Below are 16179 nucleotides of genomic sequence, written 5' to 3'. Positions count from 1 at the left end.
TTCTTAAGTGAAAAAGCTTATGAGTAGCCGCGCAGCAAAAATTTTAAAGTTAGAGAATACCTTACACTTTAAATAGGGAATGATATCTTCCTATAGTATGAGCAATCTTTGTTATTTTGAAACAATTTAGTTTTGTTTTGGCATTAGATAGATGAAACTCAACTGTCCTAGGTGATATTAACATTTCCCTAGCTATTTCTTTAGCTGTTTGTCCATTAGTGAGATAGTTTAAACATATAAGTTCAGTTTTTGTTAGTGTAATATCTATATCAGGACTAGAAGCATTTAGAAAATTTTTTTTAAAGTCTTGCTCATGTATATGGTTTAAGTTTATACAAACAGCGCCAATATGCTGTTCTTCTGAGCAAAACTTCAATGATAAAAAAGTATCATTTTTAATTTTTTCATAAAATATGTCTTTTTTGTTTTTTATTGTAGTCATATCATTTTCTGATAATAGTTGAGCATCTCTGCCAAAAATATCAAAATGAGACATACCTTCTATTGATTTAAATCGAGTTAGTGAAGCCGTGAATTTATTTGCACTTAAGTAAATTCCATTCTTGTCCTTAGTATAGACACTTAAGGGCAAATCAGGAAGGCTAGGGGGATGAGAGGGCACACAATTTATAACTCTGACTGTTACAAAATAGAATTCTCCTTCTGACAAAGCTAGATCAAATCTAAGTTTATAATATACGTCGATACCTTGTGATGACTTTTTATATTTATAATATTTATTGTTTTTTAACATGGCTATGTCTATAAACTCTTTAGAGTCATCCACTTTATCAAAAAGGTGTTTAAAGAATTTGTTATAGAAAACTAGCTTAAGATTATGAGAATATACAGCTAAAGGGATTTCTGATTTATCTGCAAAATTAACCAAATAATGTTGATCAATATTCATTTATTTAATCTCACATGCTTAACAGTAAAAATATTAAAACATTTTTTACTGCTAAATAAAACCAGTAAAAATACTAAATAATTATACCTTATTAACTGAATTATTTCTAATATCTTGTTACTATGATGTATATCTGAAAAATATATTGAACATTGCTATATTTTGTTTGTGATCTACACATCCAATTTTGAATCTGAGTGTTTATAAGCTTCATTAATTTCAATTTTTAGATTATTGATTTCAGCATTATTTCTACAATGCTTTAAGTCAAACAATAACTCCTTAATATAATTATGTATGTTTTGATTATCTTTTGACACACCAGTACCAAATAATTTATCTTTACTTTTATTGAATAGTATTGCTGCTGAAAAATTTTTAACTCCTGATTTTTTTGATCTATGGTTTAAGGTTTTTAAAGTATGTGGCGCCAAACTCTCTCATTGTGCTTACTAGAAGAATCTGGTTTTTTTAATCTCACCTTCAATCTTATTGATTATTCGGGTTATGTTGTTATAGTGTTTACATCCTCGACGCCAAGAACCTGGATTTAATGTATCTTTCATATTATTAAACCATAGAATACAAACATCATTATCATCTATTAAATCCTTGTTATTTATATAATCATTTTGAACTTTAACGTAAACACAGGAGGTAGCTAAGTCATTTGCAGCGGTAAGTTCTTGTATCCTTTCTTCGTTTCTTTTATTTTTATTTAAGTTTAAGTTAGTGATCATTTTGGATAATTCATTACACAGTTCTTGATATTTTTCAAAAGAGAATATTCTTTCGTGAATAATAGTATTTCTCTCAGCTAACGATATTTGCTTTTTAAGTTCTGTACTCTGTCTAGAGAAAGTGGTTAAACTACTTTTTGTAGGCATTATATATTGTTGGGTTAGAAATTCATATTGTAATTTGTCATTAGTACTCTGAAACACATCCATCTCTACTAATTTAGTTATTATCCCTTCTAACTTGTCATTATATGTGTTTACAAAGTATAGAAATATCTTTTTATCTTCTTTATATTTGCTTGTTAATTTTAATGCACGATCTGCATATAAGAAAGACCATTCTTTTAAGATATCAACTTTACTCCGCATATATTGTTGATCTTGTTCTTTAAACATATTAGAAAACTTAAATGTACTTTTTTCTTTGGAAACATTAAGGTGAGATATCTTATCTAGAGCTTCATTAAAGCATTTTAACCGATCATTTTTTTTGAAATACCCACCATTTCTTTCTATAATAGTTTTGTTTTTATTTATAATTTTTTCTATATGTTTTAGAGTAACGGTATGTTTAGATATGATTGGCTTGACATAGTAATGTCCTGACTTAGCTGCCTTTATAGAAACAAAACCATCGAAGGCTTCTATGAATTTCTGCTCATCTATGTGTTTACCAAAAGATTTTTGAAGTTTTATATCAAGTTTTAAGTTATCAAAATACTTATTCGCAGCCATAAAAAAAACGTGTATTATGTTTTCTTTCATAAAATAGTACTTACTTAATAAATGCTTATATCCTTCTGTCATCTTAATTATTAGCTCACTATATTGCTTATCTTGAGTGTTAAAGTCTTCTTTAATCTTTTGATCATTATAGATGAAAACATCTATATTTTTAAATTCTTCAATTGTTTCTTGTATGTTCATCAAATGCACTTGTTGTATACTTCTCAATCTATCAACTTTTGTGTGATTTGTATCATTATGAGGCATTAAAGATTTTAGTTTTGTTAAATTGTCTATAGTGTTTTGTATTATATTTATAGTTGTACCAGCCTTTTCAGTATATGAAGTTTTATTTATTTCTTCTGAATAATATTCTTGGGCTTTTTGCATTTCTATAACTAATTTATTATATCTAACTTTAGTTTTGGCGTAAAGAGCCCCATATGTTGGGTTCTTATCTGTTTTTTTGGGATTAAGTACACGTGTTCGTAGTTGTTCATTATACGGCTTATATTGCTCGAGATTTCTAATGTTTTGATTTAATTCAAGTGAATGGTAATGACTTGATATAAAGCTAGGAACTTCCAACTTATAATGTTTAAGTTTAAGAGCTTTTTCTTTATAACTATCAAATATGGCTTTCAAACTTAGGGTTACGGGATCTTCCTTATGAATCATATTATATAAAAAAGCATTGCTGAAATTAGTATTAACATCCTCCCACTTTGATGTAACAGTATGAATACCGCTATTATGGCCAAAGAAGCATTTTATATGGGTAGAATTATTTTTCTCAAAAAGAGATATGTACAGCATTACTATTTCAGTATATTTATCGTGGCGAATGAAAGGGTGCTGTACTAATAAATCTTTTTCAATGATAGTTGTTAATACCTCCCCCACATAGGGGATTGAATCTTCATGTATGTTCACACTATTTTTAACTAATATTAATGGTGTTTCCCAGAATACAGATAATTTATTTGAATTACTTTTTTTATCAATAATTATTACAAAGCTATCATCAATATACTGGTAATCAAGTTTGTTATGCATATTATATTTTTTTAGTTCTAAACCTTAAAATGAATGATAGTAGGCTTTCTTTAAATGTTCATCTAGTAAAAATACTATTTTTTAAGTACTTTTCTTTGTAATTCAGCTCTAATCTTACTGATCTCATCTCCAATTTGAGACACTAGCAGTGTGAGAAAAATGAGAGGAATATGAGAATAAGATCTTTGTGGAATTTATAGAAGATGCAGTTGATCCATGTTGTTAAAACAATTATATTAGTATTATTACTAGTTAAATACCAATAATCTATCAACATATAATCAAAGTTATTGCAGTTAGCGAATTAGAATAACATGAAAGGTTTTAATATAATAAAGTTTAGAAGTGTTGAAAAGCTTGAAAGTGGGTTCATTAGAGGGATAAGTTTTTATAGAAACTTATATGAAATACAATCTCTAAAATCAAGAATAAATGAATTTATGTCAGGAGATATACATCATATATCAAGAAAAAATTATGATAGAGCTAAAAACTGGGAATTATTATTAGAAAAGCAAACAGGCAGTTCTAGAGAGGAGTATGTGAAAACAACTATAAAAAAATTTTTTCAACATGAAATAGAAAAATCATCTATGGCGATATCATCATTAATTACTTTTGTTTATTACAGTATATTGTTTGAAGCAACATACTTTTCAGTTGATGAGAGAGTAGAACAGCTACCTAAAATATTAAAATGTATATTTACACTTCATACATCTGCTAGAATAGATTTGAAAGGCTCAATAAATGAAATTATTAATTTGCTATCAAAAAAAAATCCTTTTTGTTTAAAAGTAGAGCAAAGTTTTGTTAAATATGAAAACTTATCAGAAATTGAAAAACTACAATATATTTTTTATGAAATTATGACTAAAAACCCTAACCTTGGCTGTGCTGAGAATTATTTACCAACAAATTTGCTATCAAAATTTATAAATATCAACTCTCCTAAAAAAAATTATTCCTCTAAAGTATCAGTAAATACAAGTAAAGATGAGTTAACAGCTGATCTTGAACGCTTTATGATATTTTGCGAAAAAATAACTCGGGCATTAAATGAATATACTGAAAAATTTATGTCCAAGAAATCCATATTAACAGATAATGGATACATAGCATCTAGCATAGGAGAAATAAACATACCAGTGCATATACCTCTCATGCAAAAATCAATAAGTAATTTAATAGCATATATTATTAGAACCGAAGGGTATGGTTTTATAAATAGGCATGGTGTTTCAGGGCAAATAAGAACTTTTTTGTTTGCTAGTTTCGTTTATAATAGCTTGGCTTTTATAAAAAATGAGTATGAAAACTATACAAATAGGTATAGTTATGAGGTTGTTGATAGTTTGTCAACAGAATCTTATAATCCCTCAGTAAGGAAACAAACAGTTACAAAGTATATGGATTCTTTTTTTATGGCATATCGGCAAGCATTTAAGTACTTACCTAATCAAAATAAAAGTGGTTCATTATCTTTTTACCTAAGTATGTATTGCGATCCTAAATCAGAACCAATAGGCAAAATGAATATACCAAAAATACAAAAATGGGAGAGAGATAGGGTGCATTAGAACTTATATCTCCATTAGTATTTTACCAGTAAGTAAAAGTTTTTTTGCACTATAATTTCACTACTATAGTTAATTATCACAATAAGGAAATATAAGTTTTATGCCTTTTTGCTATGAATGTGGTATCTCATATACAGGAACATCTGATAAACATGAACAAAAATGTAATAGTGGTGTCCTAGTATTCAGTAACGAATCTAGGTATTCACTCGGATTAAAGGAATTTTGTCATAAACATGGAATTAGGCATAGAGAGCTTAATCTTGAGGATGTTTGGGTAAGAGATTACTTATAGATACATCACGAGGACTTTATGTGAGAAATAAAAATTCTATACATGCTCAGAGTCGTTTATTTAGGGAACATCAGAAAGCCAACGTACCTCAACCATATTCACTTGATATGTTTCAAGATGAGCTGCTAATGTATGGATCACAAATAAGAGGTATTGACCCTGATATTTTTCCAAATAAGCATATGATTAAATCCACTAATTCAGCTTTAGAGGGTGGCAATCTTTTCATTGCCAAGAATTTAGCTGGAGAAACCTGGTATATAATAGGGGAACAGGCATTGAGATTTGATGCAGCTATTAAATACCACAAAGATATTAAATACAGCAGATACAGAAGAGATATTGTTAAATTAGAGACAGATTTATCTAAATTATCCGATAGGTATAAAAAAATATTTAACAGTAATAATATTCTTATATTATTTAATTTCACGTATCATTTGAATCTAAGTAAGTAAGCAAAAATATATTCAAGATGTTATCACAGCCTTAGAGCAATGTGGTTTTAAAGTTAAAATATTTAGAGGCGTAATCTATGGAAAAAATCATGAAACCGATAGTAAAGATGCTATATGGATAGGTGAAGCAGCAACATCATCATTAATTAATGGTATTAGTTTGACTAGTAATTATGATGGTAATAAATATTTTTTAACTTTAGATAGCCAAGATACAGTACATAAAGAGATGTTGATTGATATCTGTAAAGAAGAAGGTGTTAAAGTTGAATTTATTAATCATAATGGAAAAAAAGGTGCTGAAACACAAGAAATAGCAAGAAGGAGTCATGGTGCTCTTAGGTGTCAAACTAATATCTTATCTAAAATGTTTCTGACAGAGATGGAGAAGAGTGCAATAATTATTCAAAAAAAATTTAGAGAATATAAACAACACAAAGAATTTGAAAAAATAAGATTGAACAGCACAAATTTTCCTATGGGTGTTAAAGGTGATAAGTGGAATGATCGTAAATACAAACCTCTTGCTTTTATACCTCCTAAAGAAAAGGAAATGTAACTAGGGCAATAGCATTAAATTGACCGATGAATTTAAGCATGAATTTCTCATCCTACTAAGCCTCCATTCTTTTAGTTTTAAAACTTTCAGACTACAATCTAGCTGTTAAATCATCAACATATAACACTATTAGTATTTTTACTAGTAAGTAAAAGTTTTTTTTGCACTATAATTTCACCTTTAATGAATTAAAGGTATACATGATGCATATTCCCTTTTTTTTAAAGCCCATACAGAAAGTTAAGCACACTTCTGGCAATCCGAACGTTTGTGTAGCTTTAAGTTTACTTTGGCTACGAAATGTAAATAAAATAGGGTTAAACAAATCATTCAATGAAGTAAAAAGAAATATAACGTCCGATTTTGCCCATCCAAAATTATTACAAATAGAACATCGAAATAGTTTAGAGGAAGTGAAAAAAGAAGTTTTAACTAATGCTCAAACAGTAAAAGGTTATTTAAACGATTATTTATACCAAGATAACATAGCCAAACAAGAAATGAAAAAAACTCTTCCTAACCTAGATCTAATTGAAAATATTAAAAAAAATTGCGACATGCTAGAGTCATTAACTAAAAAACTGCTAGAAAGAAGTAGCATGCTAGAAAAGAGTTGCGAAAACCCACGTGAAATTTTTTATAAAAGAATGAGGGCGGTACTAGGCATCGACTGTCCCAAAAACATTGAAATTTTAGATAATATATTAGACATAAAAAATAGAGAAAGAGAAGGTTACTTTTTTATGGAATTTCAGACACATGCAGTTGCCGTTTATAAAGACAAACATTCTATTTATTATTTCTATGACCCAAACTTCGGCATATATTATAGTAACTCAATTAGAAAATTATACGAATTGATACGGTTAAAATATTGTGCTAGGCGATCTAACATACCTACAAAAATTGCTAAAATAGTACAGCTAGAATGGTAATCTTTCTGGTTCTGTCGTAAACCGACATTAGTATCAGAACCCCATACACTATCATGCGAATACTCACTTAAAATACGGGAGGTAATAAATGATTTTTCCGTACAAACAAAAGCAAGGATGTAGAACATGTGGAGCAGTAGCTCTTATGCATTGTTTTGCAGTAGTGGATTCACTATCTAATAGTATAGATTTATCTTTCAAAAGAAGGGGGGTAATACTGAATACAAATTTAACCATGAAATACATAAATAAATCTATACTCAAAAATAGGTTAGAATCAGTCACTAATGAGGGGCTTATACCTAGACATTCACTTGTTGACTTAACTAAAATTATTAAAGATTTTGAAAAAAAAGTTTGCGAATCTATTGCTAGTCAAAGTTTTAACTATAGGGCTGGACGAAACCAATTGATAGAAATATATCGTACAGGACCCATTCCATTAAGGTATATAAAAGATAGACACGGTAATTATATATCTTATGATAATGAATTTATTAATGATGATAGATATGTTTCTATACTTGAAGAATCCGAGTATTGGGTTCCAAAAGATCAACTTATGGCTACACAGGTTACACTTTTTACTCTTATAGATTCTGGTCTATATAGTCCAGCTACAGGACTTAGAACTTTAAAGGATTTAAAGGATTTAAAGGATAATGATGATGTATTGATATATCCAAGTAGAGAAATGGAATACTTATTATATTCCATTACTAGTGCAAAATTTAGTAGTATAGATGTATATTCTAAAGATTATTATAGTATTAGCCTTCCATCTGAAATTTGTTTATGTTCTAAATTATTAGGAATGAATCCGCGAGTAAGAATTTCATTGGGAGCAAATATAACTGCTGGACTTAAATGGAGGACTGAATCAAGAAGAATTGAAGCAATGGGAGTGCAAATTGAAAATAACTATATTCCTCATCCAACATGGATAGCTGGTGATTTTAAGGGTAGTGAGAAAGTATGTATGATTTGTACAGTAAGTTGGGATCTTTCTTTATTACATTGGATAGTATTATACCCTAATGATATGATATATGATCCCGGTAGTGGATATTATTATGATTCTTTTCATGATTATAAAGAATCTATGCGAGTTAGCAGCCTTCAATCAATTAGAACACTGGGCATAAATATTTTCTTTTAGGGCTGGCATTGTTTCTTAACCCTCTCAAGGTCTTTGAGTTAACTGATTTCAGGCGTGTCGATAGCTAATGGGCATACTTAGAGAAGTTATCTTATTTAAGATGCTAGCTTCCAATCATAGCCTCGTGATTTTATGTGCTCTGTACATGCTACTCCAGAAGAAGCAATTCAAATAGCCAAAGATATCAAGGCTACAAAAACCATCGGTATGCACTGGGGAACTATCAGACTTACACCAGAACCTTTTTTTGAGCCTCCTAAAAGATTTAAGCAAGCTGCAGAAGAACAAAAATATGGTCAAGAAAATGCTTTGATTTTAAAGGTTGGTGAGACTCTAAGCTTAGAGGTTTAACAGGGTTAGTTAGAAATAATTAGTAACCGGATACAATTAATGGCTATTATAAACATAAGAGCTCCTGTAAAACGCTCTATCCACTGCCAAACAGTTAGTTTTTGGATAAATTTTCTTAGAAAAAAACCTGATAACATCAAGGATAAAAACCAAATAAAACTTGCCATAACTGCGCCTAACATAAATTCTATTTTTAAACTATTACTTTCATAATGTGCCGCAACTCCCCCTAATAATATAACTATATCTAAAATAGCTTGAGGATTGAGCAAACTAAAGGAGACACTCAAAATAAAAATTTTAAAAAAACTATACTGATTAAAACTTTCTTCAAGTGGATTTTTATTTGAGAAAGATGATTTTATTGAAATAAAACCATAGTAAACTAAGAAGAGTATTGCAACTATAAGCATAGTTGGTCTCAAAATAGGAATATATTGAGACATAATCGTAGTTAATAAAATACTGAATATAATTAAAATGACATCACAACAAAAGCATAACAATGCTGTGCTAATAGCATAGTGTTTTTTGATTGCTTGCTTGAGTACAAAAATATTTTGTGCGCCTATTCCTAAAATTAATGATAAAGCTAAACTAAATCCAGATATGAATGCCATTATTGTTTTCTTACTTTGAAGTGTTTGATGAAATAAAACTTTAGCACACAATAAATTATTAGTATAATTAATGATTATTGTAGAACATTAGTTAAATTAATGATCGTGATAGATTATAAAGCTATACAAGCATTAAAGGAAGTAATAGAACAACAAAGTTTTGAGTTTGCGGCTAATAAATTATTTATTACTCAATCAGCTGTATCGCAACGGATAAAATCTCTTGAAACAAAGTTTGGTGCGCCTGTTCTTATAAGAGTACTCCCTTATAAAGCTACAAAATTAGGCCAAGATTTATTAAGTCATTTAACAAAAGTAGAACTACTAGAGTCTGGTCTCCTAAAAGAAAAAAAGCTAATAAAAAATACTGAACTGCAAATATCTATAGCTATAAATCAAGATAGTTTAGATACTTGGTTTATAGATATTTTAGACAATATTGATATATCGAATATGGCGAGATTTAATATCAAGGCTTTTGATCAAGAAATGACTCTCAAATCATTGCAAAATGGTGAAGTTTTATCTTGTATCAGTACTAAGAGTAAAGTTTCTCATAATTGTCTTGTCGAGAAGCTTGGTGAAATAGACTACTTATTGGTTTGCTCTAATTACTTTTATGATAAATACTTTAAAGAAATTAAAAGGAATAGTAAAAAATGGATAAATACTTTGAAACAAGCTCCATCTTTATTATTTAATCAGTATGATCAATTAAATTCTAGATTTATGGAGAAATTTTATGGCTTTCAGGCTGATATAGAGAATTGTCATATTATTCCATCTGTAAAAGGATTTAAGCAAATGTGCTTACAAGGTAAAGGCTATGCTTTATTACCAAAATCAGACATTATAAAAGAACTTAAAAATAATGAACTAATTATTTTAGATAATGGGTGTATATGGAGTATGGAGCTATATTTTCATTACTGGGACTTACCAGATAATACATATCGTACGATTATGGCTAAATTAATTTCAGAAAGTAAACAAAAAATATTAGATATAAAAAATGATATATCTTAAATGCTTCTAGCAAAAACATTAATTTAATAGTCTTTTTAAATTTTATCAGCCATATAATAATAAAAATGAGGAAGGTTTGGTTTATAAATAATTGTAATATAGCTCAAAAACCTTCAAACTAGAGTTTTTTACAGGTTTATATATTATGTATGATTTAATTATTACTGATCTTGATGGGACTCTTCTACAAGATGGGTGCAAAATGGGAGCTTATACAAAAGAAGTATTAGTTAATTTATCTGAAAAAAATAAACAAATAGTATTTGCTACAGGGCGACACTATTTAGATGTTAGTTCTATAGTCTCATCTCTTAATATTTCTGTACATATTATCTCATCTAATGGTGCAAGCTTAACAAGCTCTTGCAGGGATATGGATCTTAAACAGTATATATCTAGTATCAGAGTTAAACAGCTGATTAATGAAGCTAAAAAATATAGTGATGTAATTATAAATATGTATACTGATTATGGTTGGTTAACTAGTGAATTTAGACATGATTTTAGCGACTTTAATCAAAATGATAAATTTACTCCAACTTATTGCAAACCAGAAGATATGCCATTAGAGAAAGTTGAGAAACTTTTTTTTTATTCATAAAAAAAGACATAAGAAAGTTTTGCTCGAGTTTCAAGAAAATTTATGCGAAGAAATTAAAGAAAATGTCCATTTAACATTTTCTTTCGATTGGTGTTTAGAAGTAATGAAACAAAATGTTTCTAAGGGAAATGCTATAACTAAATTATCAAAATTTCTGCAGATACCTGTTACTAGAAGCATAGGTTTTGGTGATGGAATGAATGATATAGAAATGCTATCGACAGTTAATAAAGCAATAGTGATGGAGAATGCACCAGAGGAAGTAAAGCAAACTCTTTGTCATGCTGAGGTAATAGGTAACTGTATCGATGAATCAGTAGCTAAATACCTAGCTAATCTAATCTAGCGTTGATGTTGATCACAATAAATCTAAAAGAAATTATACGAAAATATGTTTGACTGGCTGTTGAAAGGTAATAGATATAATACAGTAACTACATCTCCAAACTCTTACTAATAATTTCAAAAACATTCTTGCTAGGATTTGAAGTTTTGATTTTCTCAAGAGCTTGTTTTATTTTTTATAAATCTGATTGTGTCATAAGTTTTATACTCTTTTTTTAATAAAATTACACTGTTACTTCGCTCATAAATGGCTATAATTAATATATGAACAATTATTAGGCGTCCGAAAGTGTTTGGTACTCCTTGCAGATTGTTAGTAACTCGTTTATTATGTAAGAATTCCCTTATGGGGATAACGGTGTTACCTTCTACCAGTTAGAAATGACTGGTTTTCAGTTGTGATAATTCACACTGATGGGGGAAAGGAATCAAATCCTATCCAACCATGTGATAACTTACTTTTACTTGGGTTAACACCGTGAAAAAGCCTGAGTCTAACTCAGGCTTTTTTGTTTAAGGAATTTATGAAATTAGAGCAGCAGATTGCAAGAATTATTCGTGAAGAGGCTGAAAAGTTAATTGAACGCTACCACGAATATCACAACAGGGTACATATAGAAGCTAAGCGTAATCAAAAGCGATTAGGCGACTCTGCACCAAAAAAGAAAATACATACTCCAGACTATTGGTCTTTTGATAGGAAGTTCAGTCCATTTTATGTGAAAGCAAAGCATAAAAGTATTGCTCGATCTATCGCCAGTAAAATTGAGAATAGAACCTATTCTCCGAATGCCCCATATATAAAGGAAGTTCCAAAGCCTGACGGTGGTATTAGAAAAGTAGCGATTTACCAAATACCTGACGCAGCTATATCGAAGTTTTTCTTTAACCGACTGCTGGCAAAAAATAGACACCGATTTAGTTCTTTTTCATATGCTTATAGAAATGATAGAAATGTTCACTTCGCCATTCAAGATATTTCTGTCGACTTAAAAAGAAATGAACGCACCTTTTTGGCTGAATTTGATTTCTCTGACTTTTTTGGTTCTATATCCCATGAGTTCTTAAAAGGGCAGTTTTCTGAAAACGGTTTCTACATCAGTCCTGAAGAACGGTTTGTTATTAAATCTTTTTTGAAAGAGAGTAAAGTTGGTATTCCTCAAGGAACATCAATAAGTTTATTTCTTGCCAATTTAACCTGTTGGAAATTTGATCAAGATCTTGAGCGAGAGGGAGTTAAGTTTTCTCGATATGCTGATGACACTATTGTGTGGTCACCTGAGTACGCAAAAGTATGTAATTCCTTTGGCTTAATAAACGAATTCTCTCGAAGCGCTGGAATAAAAATAAATCCTACAAAGTCAGAAGGAATATCTTTGCTAACAAAAGATGGTTTGCCATCAGAAATCGTAGCTAAAACTAGCCTAGATTTTTTGGGGTATTGCCTGTCGGTTGATAATGTTTCCATTAAAGATAAATCCGTCAAGAAAATTCAAAAGCAAATATCATATATTCTTTACCGAAGCTTAATCCAACCACTTAAGCAAACAGTGTTGACTGGGCAGCGAATTCCTGCAAATGATAGCGATTATAATTTTTTATCAGCAATGTGTGAAATTCGGAGATACATGTATGGTGGACTAAGCAAAAAGCAAATTAAAGACTACTTATCTGGCAGAACAAAACGAATATACTTTAAAGGTGTTATGAGCTTCTACCCTCTAGTCGATGATGTTGGTCAATTAACTCAGTTGGATGGATGGTTGCTCTCCGTAGTGCATAGAGTATTGAAACTAAGGTGCAAGCTGCTTTCAAGTCACGGCTTTCAGTGCTCACATAGCTTTCCATTCAATGTCTCAAGATCGGAGCTTCTAGAGCGTTGTGCTATTGAAGTCGTATCAAGAAAGAATCTTCTAGAGATTCCAAGTTTTCTTCTTATACATAGAGCCCTGAAAAAAGGATTGGAGGAATCAGGGATAGAGAGAGTAATGAACCCTGATTCACTTAATTATGACTACAGGTAGCGTAGCGTTCACAGCTAACAAGCGCATGTTACCGGACTGGTTTTCCACTGGGCTCCCAATCTTCTGATGAATAGCATTAAACTCTAATATATCAAAAGATATACTCCTTAAACAACTACACCTCTAAACTTTTACTAACAATCTCAAAGACATTCTTGCTAGGATTTGAAGCTTTGATTTTCTCAAGAGCATTTTTCATCATAGCTTGTCTATCAGAGTCATAGCGTTTCCAGCTCATTAGATTGCGAGCCATTCTTGCAGCAACTTGATGATTGATTTTATCAAGCTCTAGTACAGTATCAGCCATGAAAGTATATCCTAAGCCATCTTTACGATGATATTGTGAGAAATTAGCACCAAAACCACCAATTAGAGAATAAACTTTATTAGGGTTTTTAGGATTGTACGCAGGATGGCTAGCTAAGTTTTTAACGATATCTAAAGCTGACTCATGTGAGATTTGAGCTTGAGATACTAGCCATTTGTTTACAACTAAATCTTCATGTTTCCAACGGTTATAAAACTCATTGATAACATTATCACGAATCTGCTTATCATTTGACTTTAAAAGTGCTGAAAATGCAGTTTGCTGGTCTGTCATATTATCAGCATTATCAAATAGCTGTTGTGCTAACCCTGTACCTTGGCTTTGGTCACTAGCATTCATCAGATAACTCAAACAAACACCTTTTAGCTTTCTCTTAGCAATTTGTTCAGCTGATAGGCTATATGGCTTATTGTCATTACATTGTTGATATACTTCTAACCAATCATCTTTTAGTTTATCAGCTAATTGATTTACAACTTTTTTGCGAGATTTTACAATCTGATCAACAGCAATCACAGGCATTGTCTGAGCAATTGTAGACTCACCAGGTATTTGTAAAGCATCACTAATTAAAGCTTTATCTAAATTTTCATCATGTAATATTGCTTTAAAAGCATTTAAAAACTCCTCACTCACATCAGAGTTATTTAATATCATATTTGTAGCTAACTGCTGTAAAGAATCCCAACGGTTAAAGGCATTATTATCGTACTTAACGATATGCAGTAGCTCTTCCTCAGAACGAGTATGCTCAACCTTTACAGGTGCGGAGAAATCTCTAAATAAAGAAATTACTGGTTTTGCTGGGATATTCTCAAACGAGTAAGTTTGTTTTTGCTCTTTTAATTCAACTACTTGCTCGGTGATATTTTCACCATTAGGAGTGATAAGCCCCATACTAACAGGTATATGCAGAGCTTGTTTTTCTTTTTGGTCAGCAGTTGATGGAGTAGTTTGTTCAAGTGTTAAATTATAAGTTTGCTTTTGTGCATCATAATTTTCACTAACTTTGATATTTGGTGTACCAGATTGAGCATACCATCTTTTGAATAAGCTAAAATCACGATTATTAGCGTCTGCCATAGCATTTATAAAATCATCACAAGTTACAGCTTGACCATCATGTCTATCAAAATATAGCTTCATACCTTTTTGGAAGCCATCCTCTCCTAAAAGAGTGTGTATCATTCTAATAATTTCAGCACCTTTATGATAAACAGTTACAGTGTAGAAATTATTCATCTCAATGTACGACTCAGGACGGATAGGATGAGACATAGGACTAGCATCTTCAGCAAATTGAGCACTTCTAATAATACGTACATCATCTATACGTTTAACATCTCTTGAGTTTAAATCAGAAGTAAATTCTTGATCTCTAAATACAGTTAAACCCTCTTTTAAGCTTAGCTGAAACCAATCACGACATGTCACTCTATCACCCGTCCAATTATGAAAATACTCATGTCCTACAACACTTTGAACTAACTCAAAATCCTTATCTGTAGCTGTTTTATCACTAGCCATGATGTATTTAGTATTAAAAATATTTAAGCCTTTATTTTCCATTGCACCAGCATTAAAATCTGGTACAGCAACAATCATAAATGTATCAAGATCATACTCTAGGTTAAATCTTTCTTCATCCCACTTCATTGAATCTTTTACAGCTTGCATAGCATAATGACATTTATCAATATCTTGTTTAAATGCGTATATTTCTAAGCTAACTTTTCGGTTTGACTTTGTAACATAAGTATCTTTAATACTTGCTAAATCTCCTGCTACAAGTGCAAATAGATAACATGGTTTCTTGAAAGGGTCTTTCCATACTGCAAAGTGTTGAGTATCTGAAATATACCCTGATTCAATTTTATCGCCATTTGAAAGAATAACTGGATATTTGTCCTTATCTGCAATTATCTTGACAGTAAAAGCAGACATAACATCAGGTCTATCTAAATAGTATGTGATATTCCTAAATCCTGTAGCCTCACATTGTGTACAAAATACATCTCCAGACTTGTATAAACCTTCTAGTGATGTATTCGCAGTAGGGTTAATTTCTACAACTGTTTCTAGGATAAACTCATTAGGAGCGTTTTCTATAGTTAGTTGATTATCGCTAACTTTATATTCTGTTGTAGATAGTTCTTTATCATCTATTTTAATTGATACTAGTTTCAGCTCATTACCATCTAAAACTAGAGTGTTATTTTCTCTATTTGCAGTATTAGCAGTGATGTTTAACCTAGCTGTTACTATAGTTTTACTCTCATCAAGCTCAAATGTTAAATATGTATTTTCTATAAGATAATTACTAGGTTTGTAGTCTTTTAAATGTTTAATTTCTGGTTGATTCATAATAATCTAAGATTAGATGTTTTTTCTTTAGAATATCAGCCGTTATAGATAGTTGCAATTGTTTGCTGCTAGAAACTGGCAGAGTAGATTTTTCCTAAAAAT

14 protein-coding genes and 2 pseudogenes are annotated in these 16179 nt (G+C 30.4%); 10 read left to right on the top strand and 6 right to left on the bottom strand.

Annotation, left to right across the window (positions count from 1 at the left end; genetic code table 11):
• Window positions 1-61 precede the first annotated feature (61 nt).
• The 3 genes from CDH04_RS09280 to CDH04_RS09270 form a co-directional block, all read right to left on the bottom strand.
• Entirely contained in the window at window positions 62-910 is an 849-nt protein-coding gene (locus CDH04_RS09280; RefSeq protein WP_200164513.1) for a LuxR family transcriptional regulator, read from the bottom strand.
• A 173-nt stretch (window positions 911-1083) separates the two neighbouring features.
• A complete protein-coding gene (locus CDH04_RS09275) occupies window positions 1084-1344 on the bottom strand; it encodes a hypothetical protein (protein WP_112870745.1) in 261 nt (86 codons plus the stop codon).
• A gap of 18 nt (window positions 1345-1362) precedes the next feature.
• Window positions 1363-3432 carry a hypothetical protein gene (locus CDH04_RS09270; protein WP_112870744.1) on the bottom strand — a complete coding sequence of 690 codons (2070 nt, stop codon included), beginning with the start codon at window positions 3430-3432 and terminating at the stop codon, window positions 1363-1365.
• A 314-nt stretch (window positions 3433-3746) separates the two neighbouring features.
• Between CDH04_RS09270 and CDH04_RS09265 the strand changes: the two genes are divergently transcribed.
• The 6 genes and pseudogenes from CDH04_RS09265 to CDH04_RS09235 form a co-directional block, all read left to right on the top strand.
• The gene (locus tag CDH04_RS09265; RefSeq protein WP_112870743.1) at window positions 3747-5012 is read left to right on the top strand and encodes a hypothetical protein; all 1266 of its coding nucleotides are present in this window, start codon (window positions 3747-3749) and stop codon (window positions 5010-5012) included.
• Window positions 5013-5327: 315 nt separating this feature from the next.
• Entirely contained in the window at window positions 5328-5765 is a 438-nt protein-coding gene (locus CDH04_RS09255; protein WP_112870741.1) for a hypothetical protein, read from the top strand.
• Window positions 5766-5925: 160 nt separating this feature from the next.
• Window positions 5926-6324 carry a hypothetical protein gene (locus CDH04_RS09250; protein WP_112870740.1) on the top strand — a complete coding sequence of 133 codons (399 nt, stop codon included), beginning with the start codon at window positions 5926-5928 and terminating at the stop codon, window positions 6322-6324.
• 203 nt (window positions 6325-6527) lie between these two features.
• Window positions 6528-7259 carry a YopT-type cysteine protease domain-containing protein gene (locus tag CDH04_RS09245; RefSeq protein WP_200164512.1) on the top strand — a complete coding sequence of 244 codons (732 nt, stop codon included), beginning with the start codon at window positions 6528-6530 and terminating at the stop codon, window positions 7257-7259.
• 88 nt (window positions 7260-7347) lie between these two features.
• Complete coding sequence (locus tag CDH04_RS09240) at window positions 7348-8418, top strand: T3SS effector IpaJ family cysteine protease (protein ID WP_112870738.1); 1071 nt, start codon at window positions 7348-7350, stop codon at window positions 8416-8418.
• Window positions 8419-8538: 120 nt separating this feature from the next.
• Window positions 8539-8769: pseudogene (locus CDH04_RS09235) on the top strand (MBL fold metallo-hydrolase); the annotation flags it as partial.
• A 5-nt stretch (window positions 8770-8774) separates the two neighbouring features.
• Here the strand turns inward: CDH04_RS09235 and CDH04_RS09230 are convergent.
• Window positions 8775-9389: a LysE/ArgO family amino acid transporter gene (locus CDH04_RS09230; protein WP_112870737.1), complete on the bottom strand. Its 615-nt coding sequence runs from the start codon at window positions 9387-9389 to the stop codon at window positions 8775-8777.
• 99 nt (window positions 9390-9488) lie between these two features.
• Here CDH04_RS09230 and CDH04_RS09225 point away from each other — a divergent pair, with 99 nt between their 5' ends.
• From CDH04_RS09225 to CDH04_RS10080, 3 genes are all read left to right on the top strand, one after another.
• Complete coding sequence (locus CDH04_RS09225; protein WP_234393457.1) at window positions 9489-10415, top strand: ArgP/LysG family DNA-binding transcriptional regulator; 927 nt, start codon at window positions 9489-9491, stop codon at window positions 10413-10415.
• Between the two features lie 145 nt (window positions 10416-10560).
• On the top strand, window positions 10561-11016 hold the full coding sequence (locus CDH04_RS10085; protein WP_200164510.1) for an HAD-IIB family hydrolase: 456 nt from the start codon (window positions 10561-10563) through the stop codon (window positions 11014-11016).
• Complete coding sequence (locus CDH04_RS10080) at window positions 10991-11362, top strand: HAD-IIB family hydrolase (RefSeq protein WP_265575276.1); 372 nt, start codon at window positions 10991-10993, stop codon at window positions 11360-11362. Before CDH04_RS10085 ends, CDH04_RS10080 begins: the two co-directional genes overlap by 26 nt.
• Window positions 11363-11450: 88 nt before the next feature.
• Here the strand turns inward: CDH04_RS10080 and CDH04_RS10155 are convergent.
• Window positions 11451-11534: pseudogene (locus CDH04_RS10155) on the bottom strand (aminopeptidase); the annotation flags it as partial.
• Window positions 11535-11885: 351 nt separating this feature from the next.
• On the opposite strand from CDH04_RS10155, the gene CDH04_RS09210 reads away from it, so the two are divergent.
• On the top strand, window positions 11886-13385 hold the full coding sequence (locus CDH04_RS09210; RefSeq protein WP_112870736.1) for a reverse transcriptase domain-containing protein: 1500 nt from the start codon (window positions 11886-11888) through the stop codon (window positions 13383-13385).
• Between the two features lie 115 nt (window positions 13386-13500).
• On the opposite strand, the gene pepN is transcribed toward CDH04_RS09210, so the two are convergent.
• A complete protein-coding gene (pepN, locus tag CDH04_RS09205) occupies window positions 13501-16077 on the bottom strand; it encodes an aminopeptidase N (RefSeq protein WP_112870735.1) in 2577 nt (858 codons plus the stop codon).
• Window positions 16078-16179: the final 102 nt, after the last annotated feature.

Origin of the sequence: Francisella adeliensis (assembly GCF_003290445.1) — a bacterium.
GTDB lineage: Bacteria > Pseudomonadota > Gammaproteobacteria > Francisellales > Francisellaceae > Francisella > Francisella adeliensis.
The sequence above is the reverse complement of the archived record's forward strand: the minus strand, read 5'-3'. Positions and strand labels throughout refer to the sequence as shown.

Bases quoted from the DNA above. Each gene is read 5' to 3' on its own strand.
- CDH04_RS09280 (WP_200164513.1), bottom strand. From the start codon at position 910: ATGAATATTGATCAACATTATTTGGTTAATTTTGCAGATAAATCAGAA.
- CDH04_RS09270 (WP_112870744.1), bottom strand. From the start codon at position 3,432: ATGCATAACAAACTTGATTACCAGTATATTGATGATAGCTTTGTAATA.
- CDH04_RS09265 (WP_112870743.1), top strand. From the start codon at position 3,747: ATGAAAGGTTTTAATATAATAAAGTTTAGAAGTGTTGAAAAGCTTGAA.
- CDH04_RS09245 (WP_200164512.1), top strand. From the start codon at position 6,528: ATGCATATTCCCTTTTTTTTAAAGCCCATACAGAAAGTTAAGCACACT.
- CDH04_RS09240 (WP_112870738.1), top strand. From the start codon at position 7,348: ATGATTTTTCCGTACAAACAAAAGCAAGGATGTAGAACATGTGGAGCA.
- CDH04_RS09230 (WP_112870737.1), bottom strand. From the start codon at position 9,389: ATGGCATTCATATCTGGATTTAGTTTAGCTTTATCATTAATTTTAGGA.
- CDH04_RS09225 (WP_234393457.1), top strand. From the start codon at position 9,489: ATGATCGTGATAGATTATAAAGCTATACAAGCATTAAAGGAAGTAATA.
- CDH04_RS10085 (WP_200164510.1), top strand. From the start codon at position 10,561: ATGTATGATTTAATTATTACTGATCTTGATGGGACTCTTCTACAAGAT.
- CDH04_RS09210 (WP_112870736.1), top strand. From the start codon at position 11,886: ATGAAATTAGAGCAGCAGATTGCAAGAATTATTCGTGAAGAGGCTGAA.
- pepN (WP_112870735.1), bottom strand. From the start codon at position 16,077: ATGAATCAACCAGAAATTAAACATTTAAAAGACTACAAACCTAGTAAT.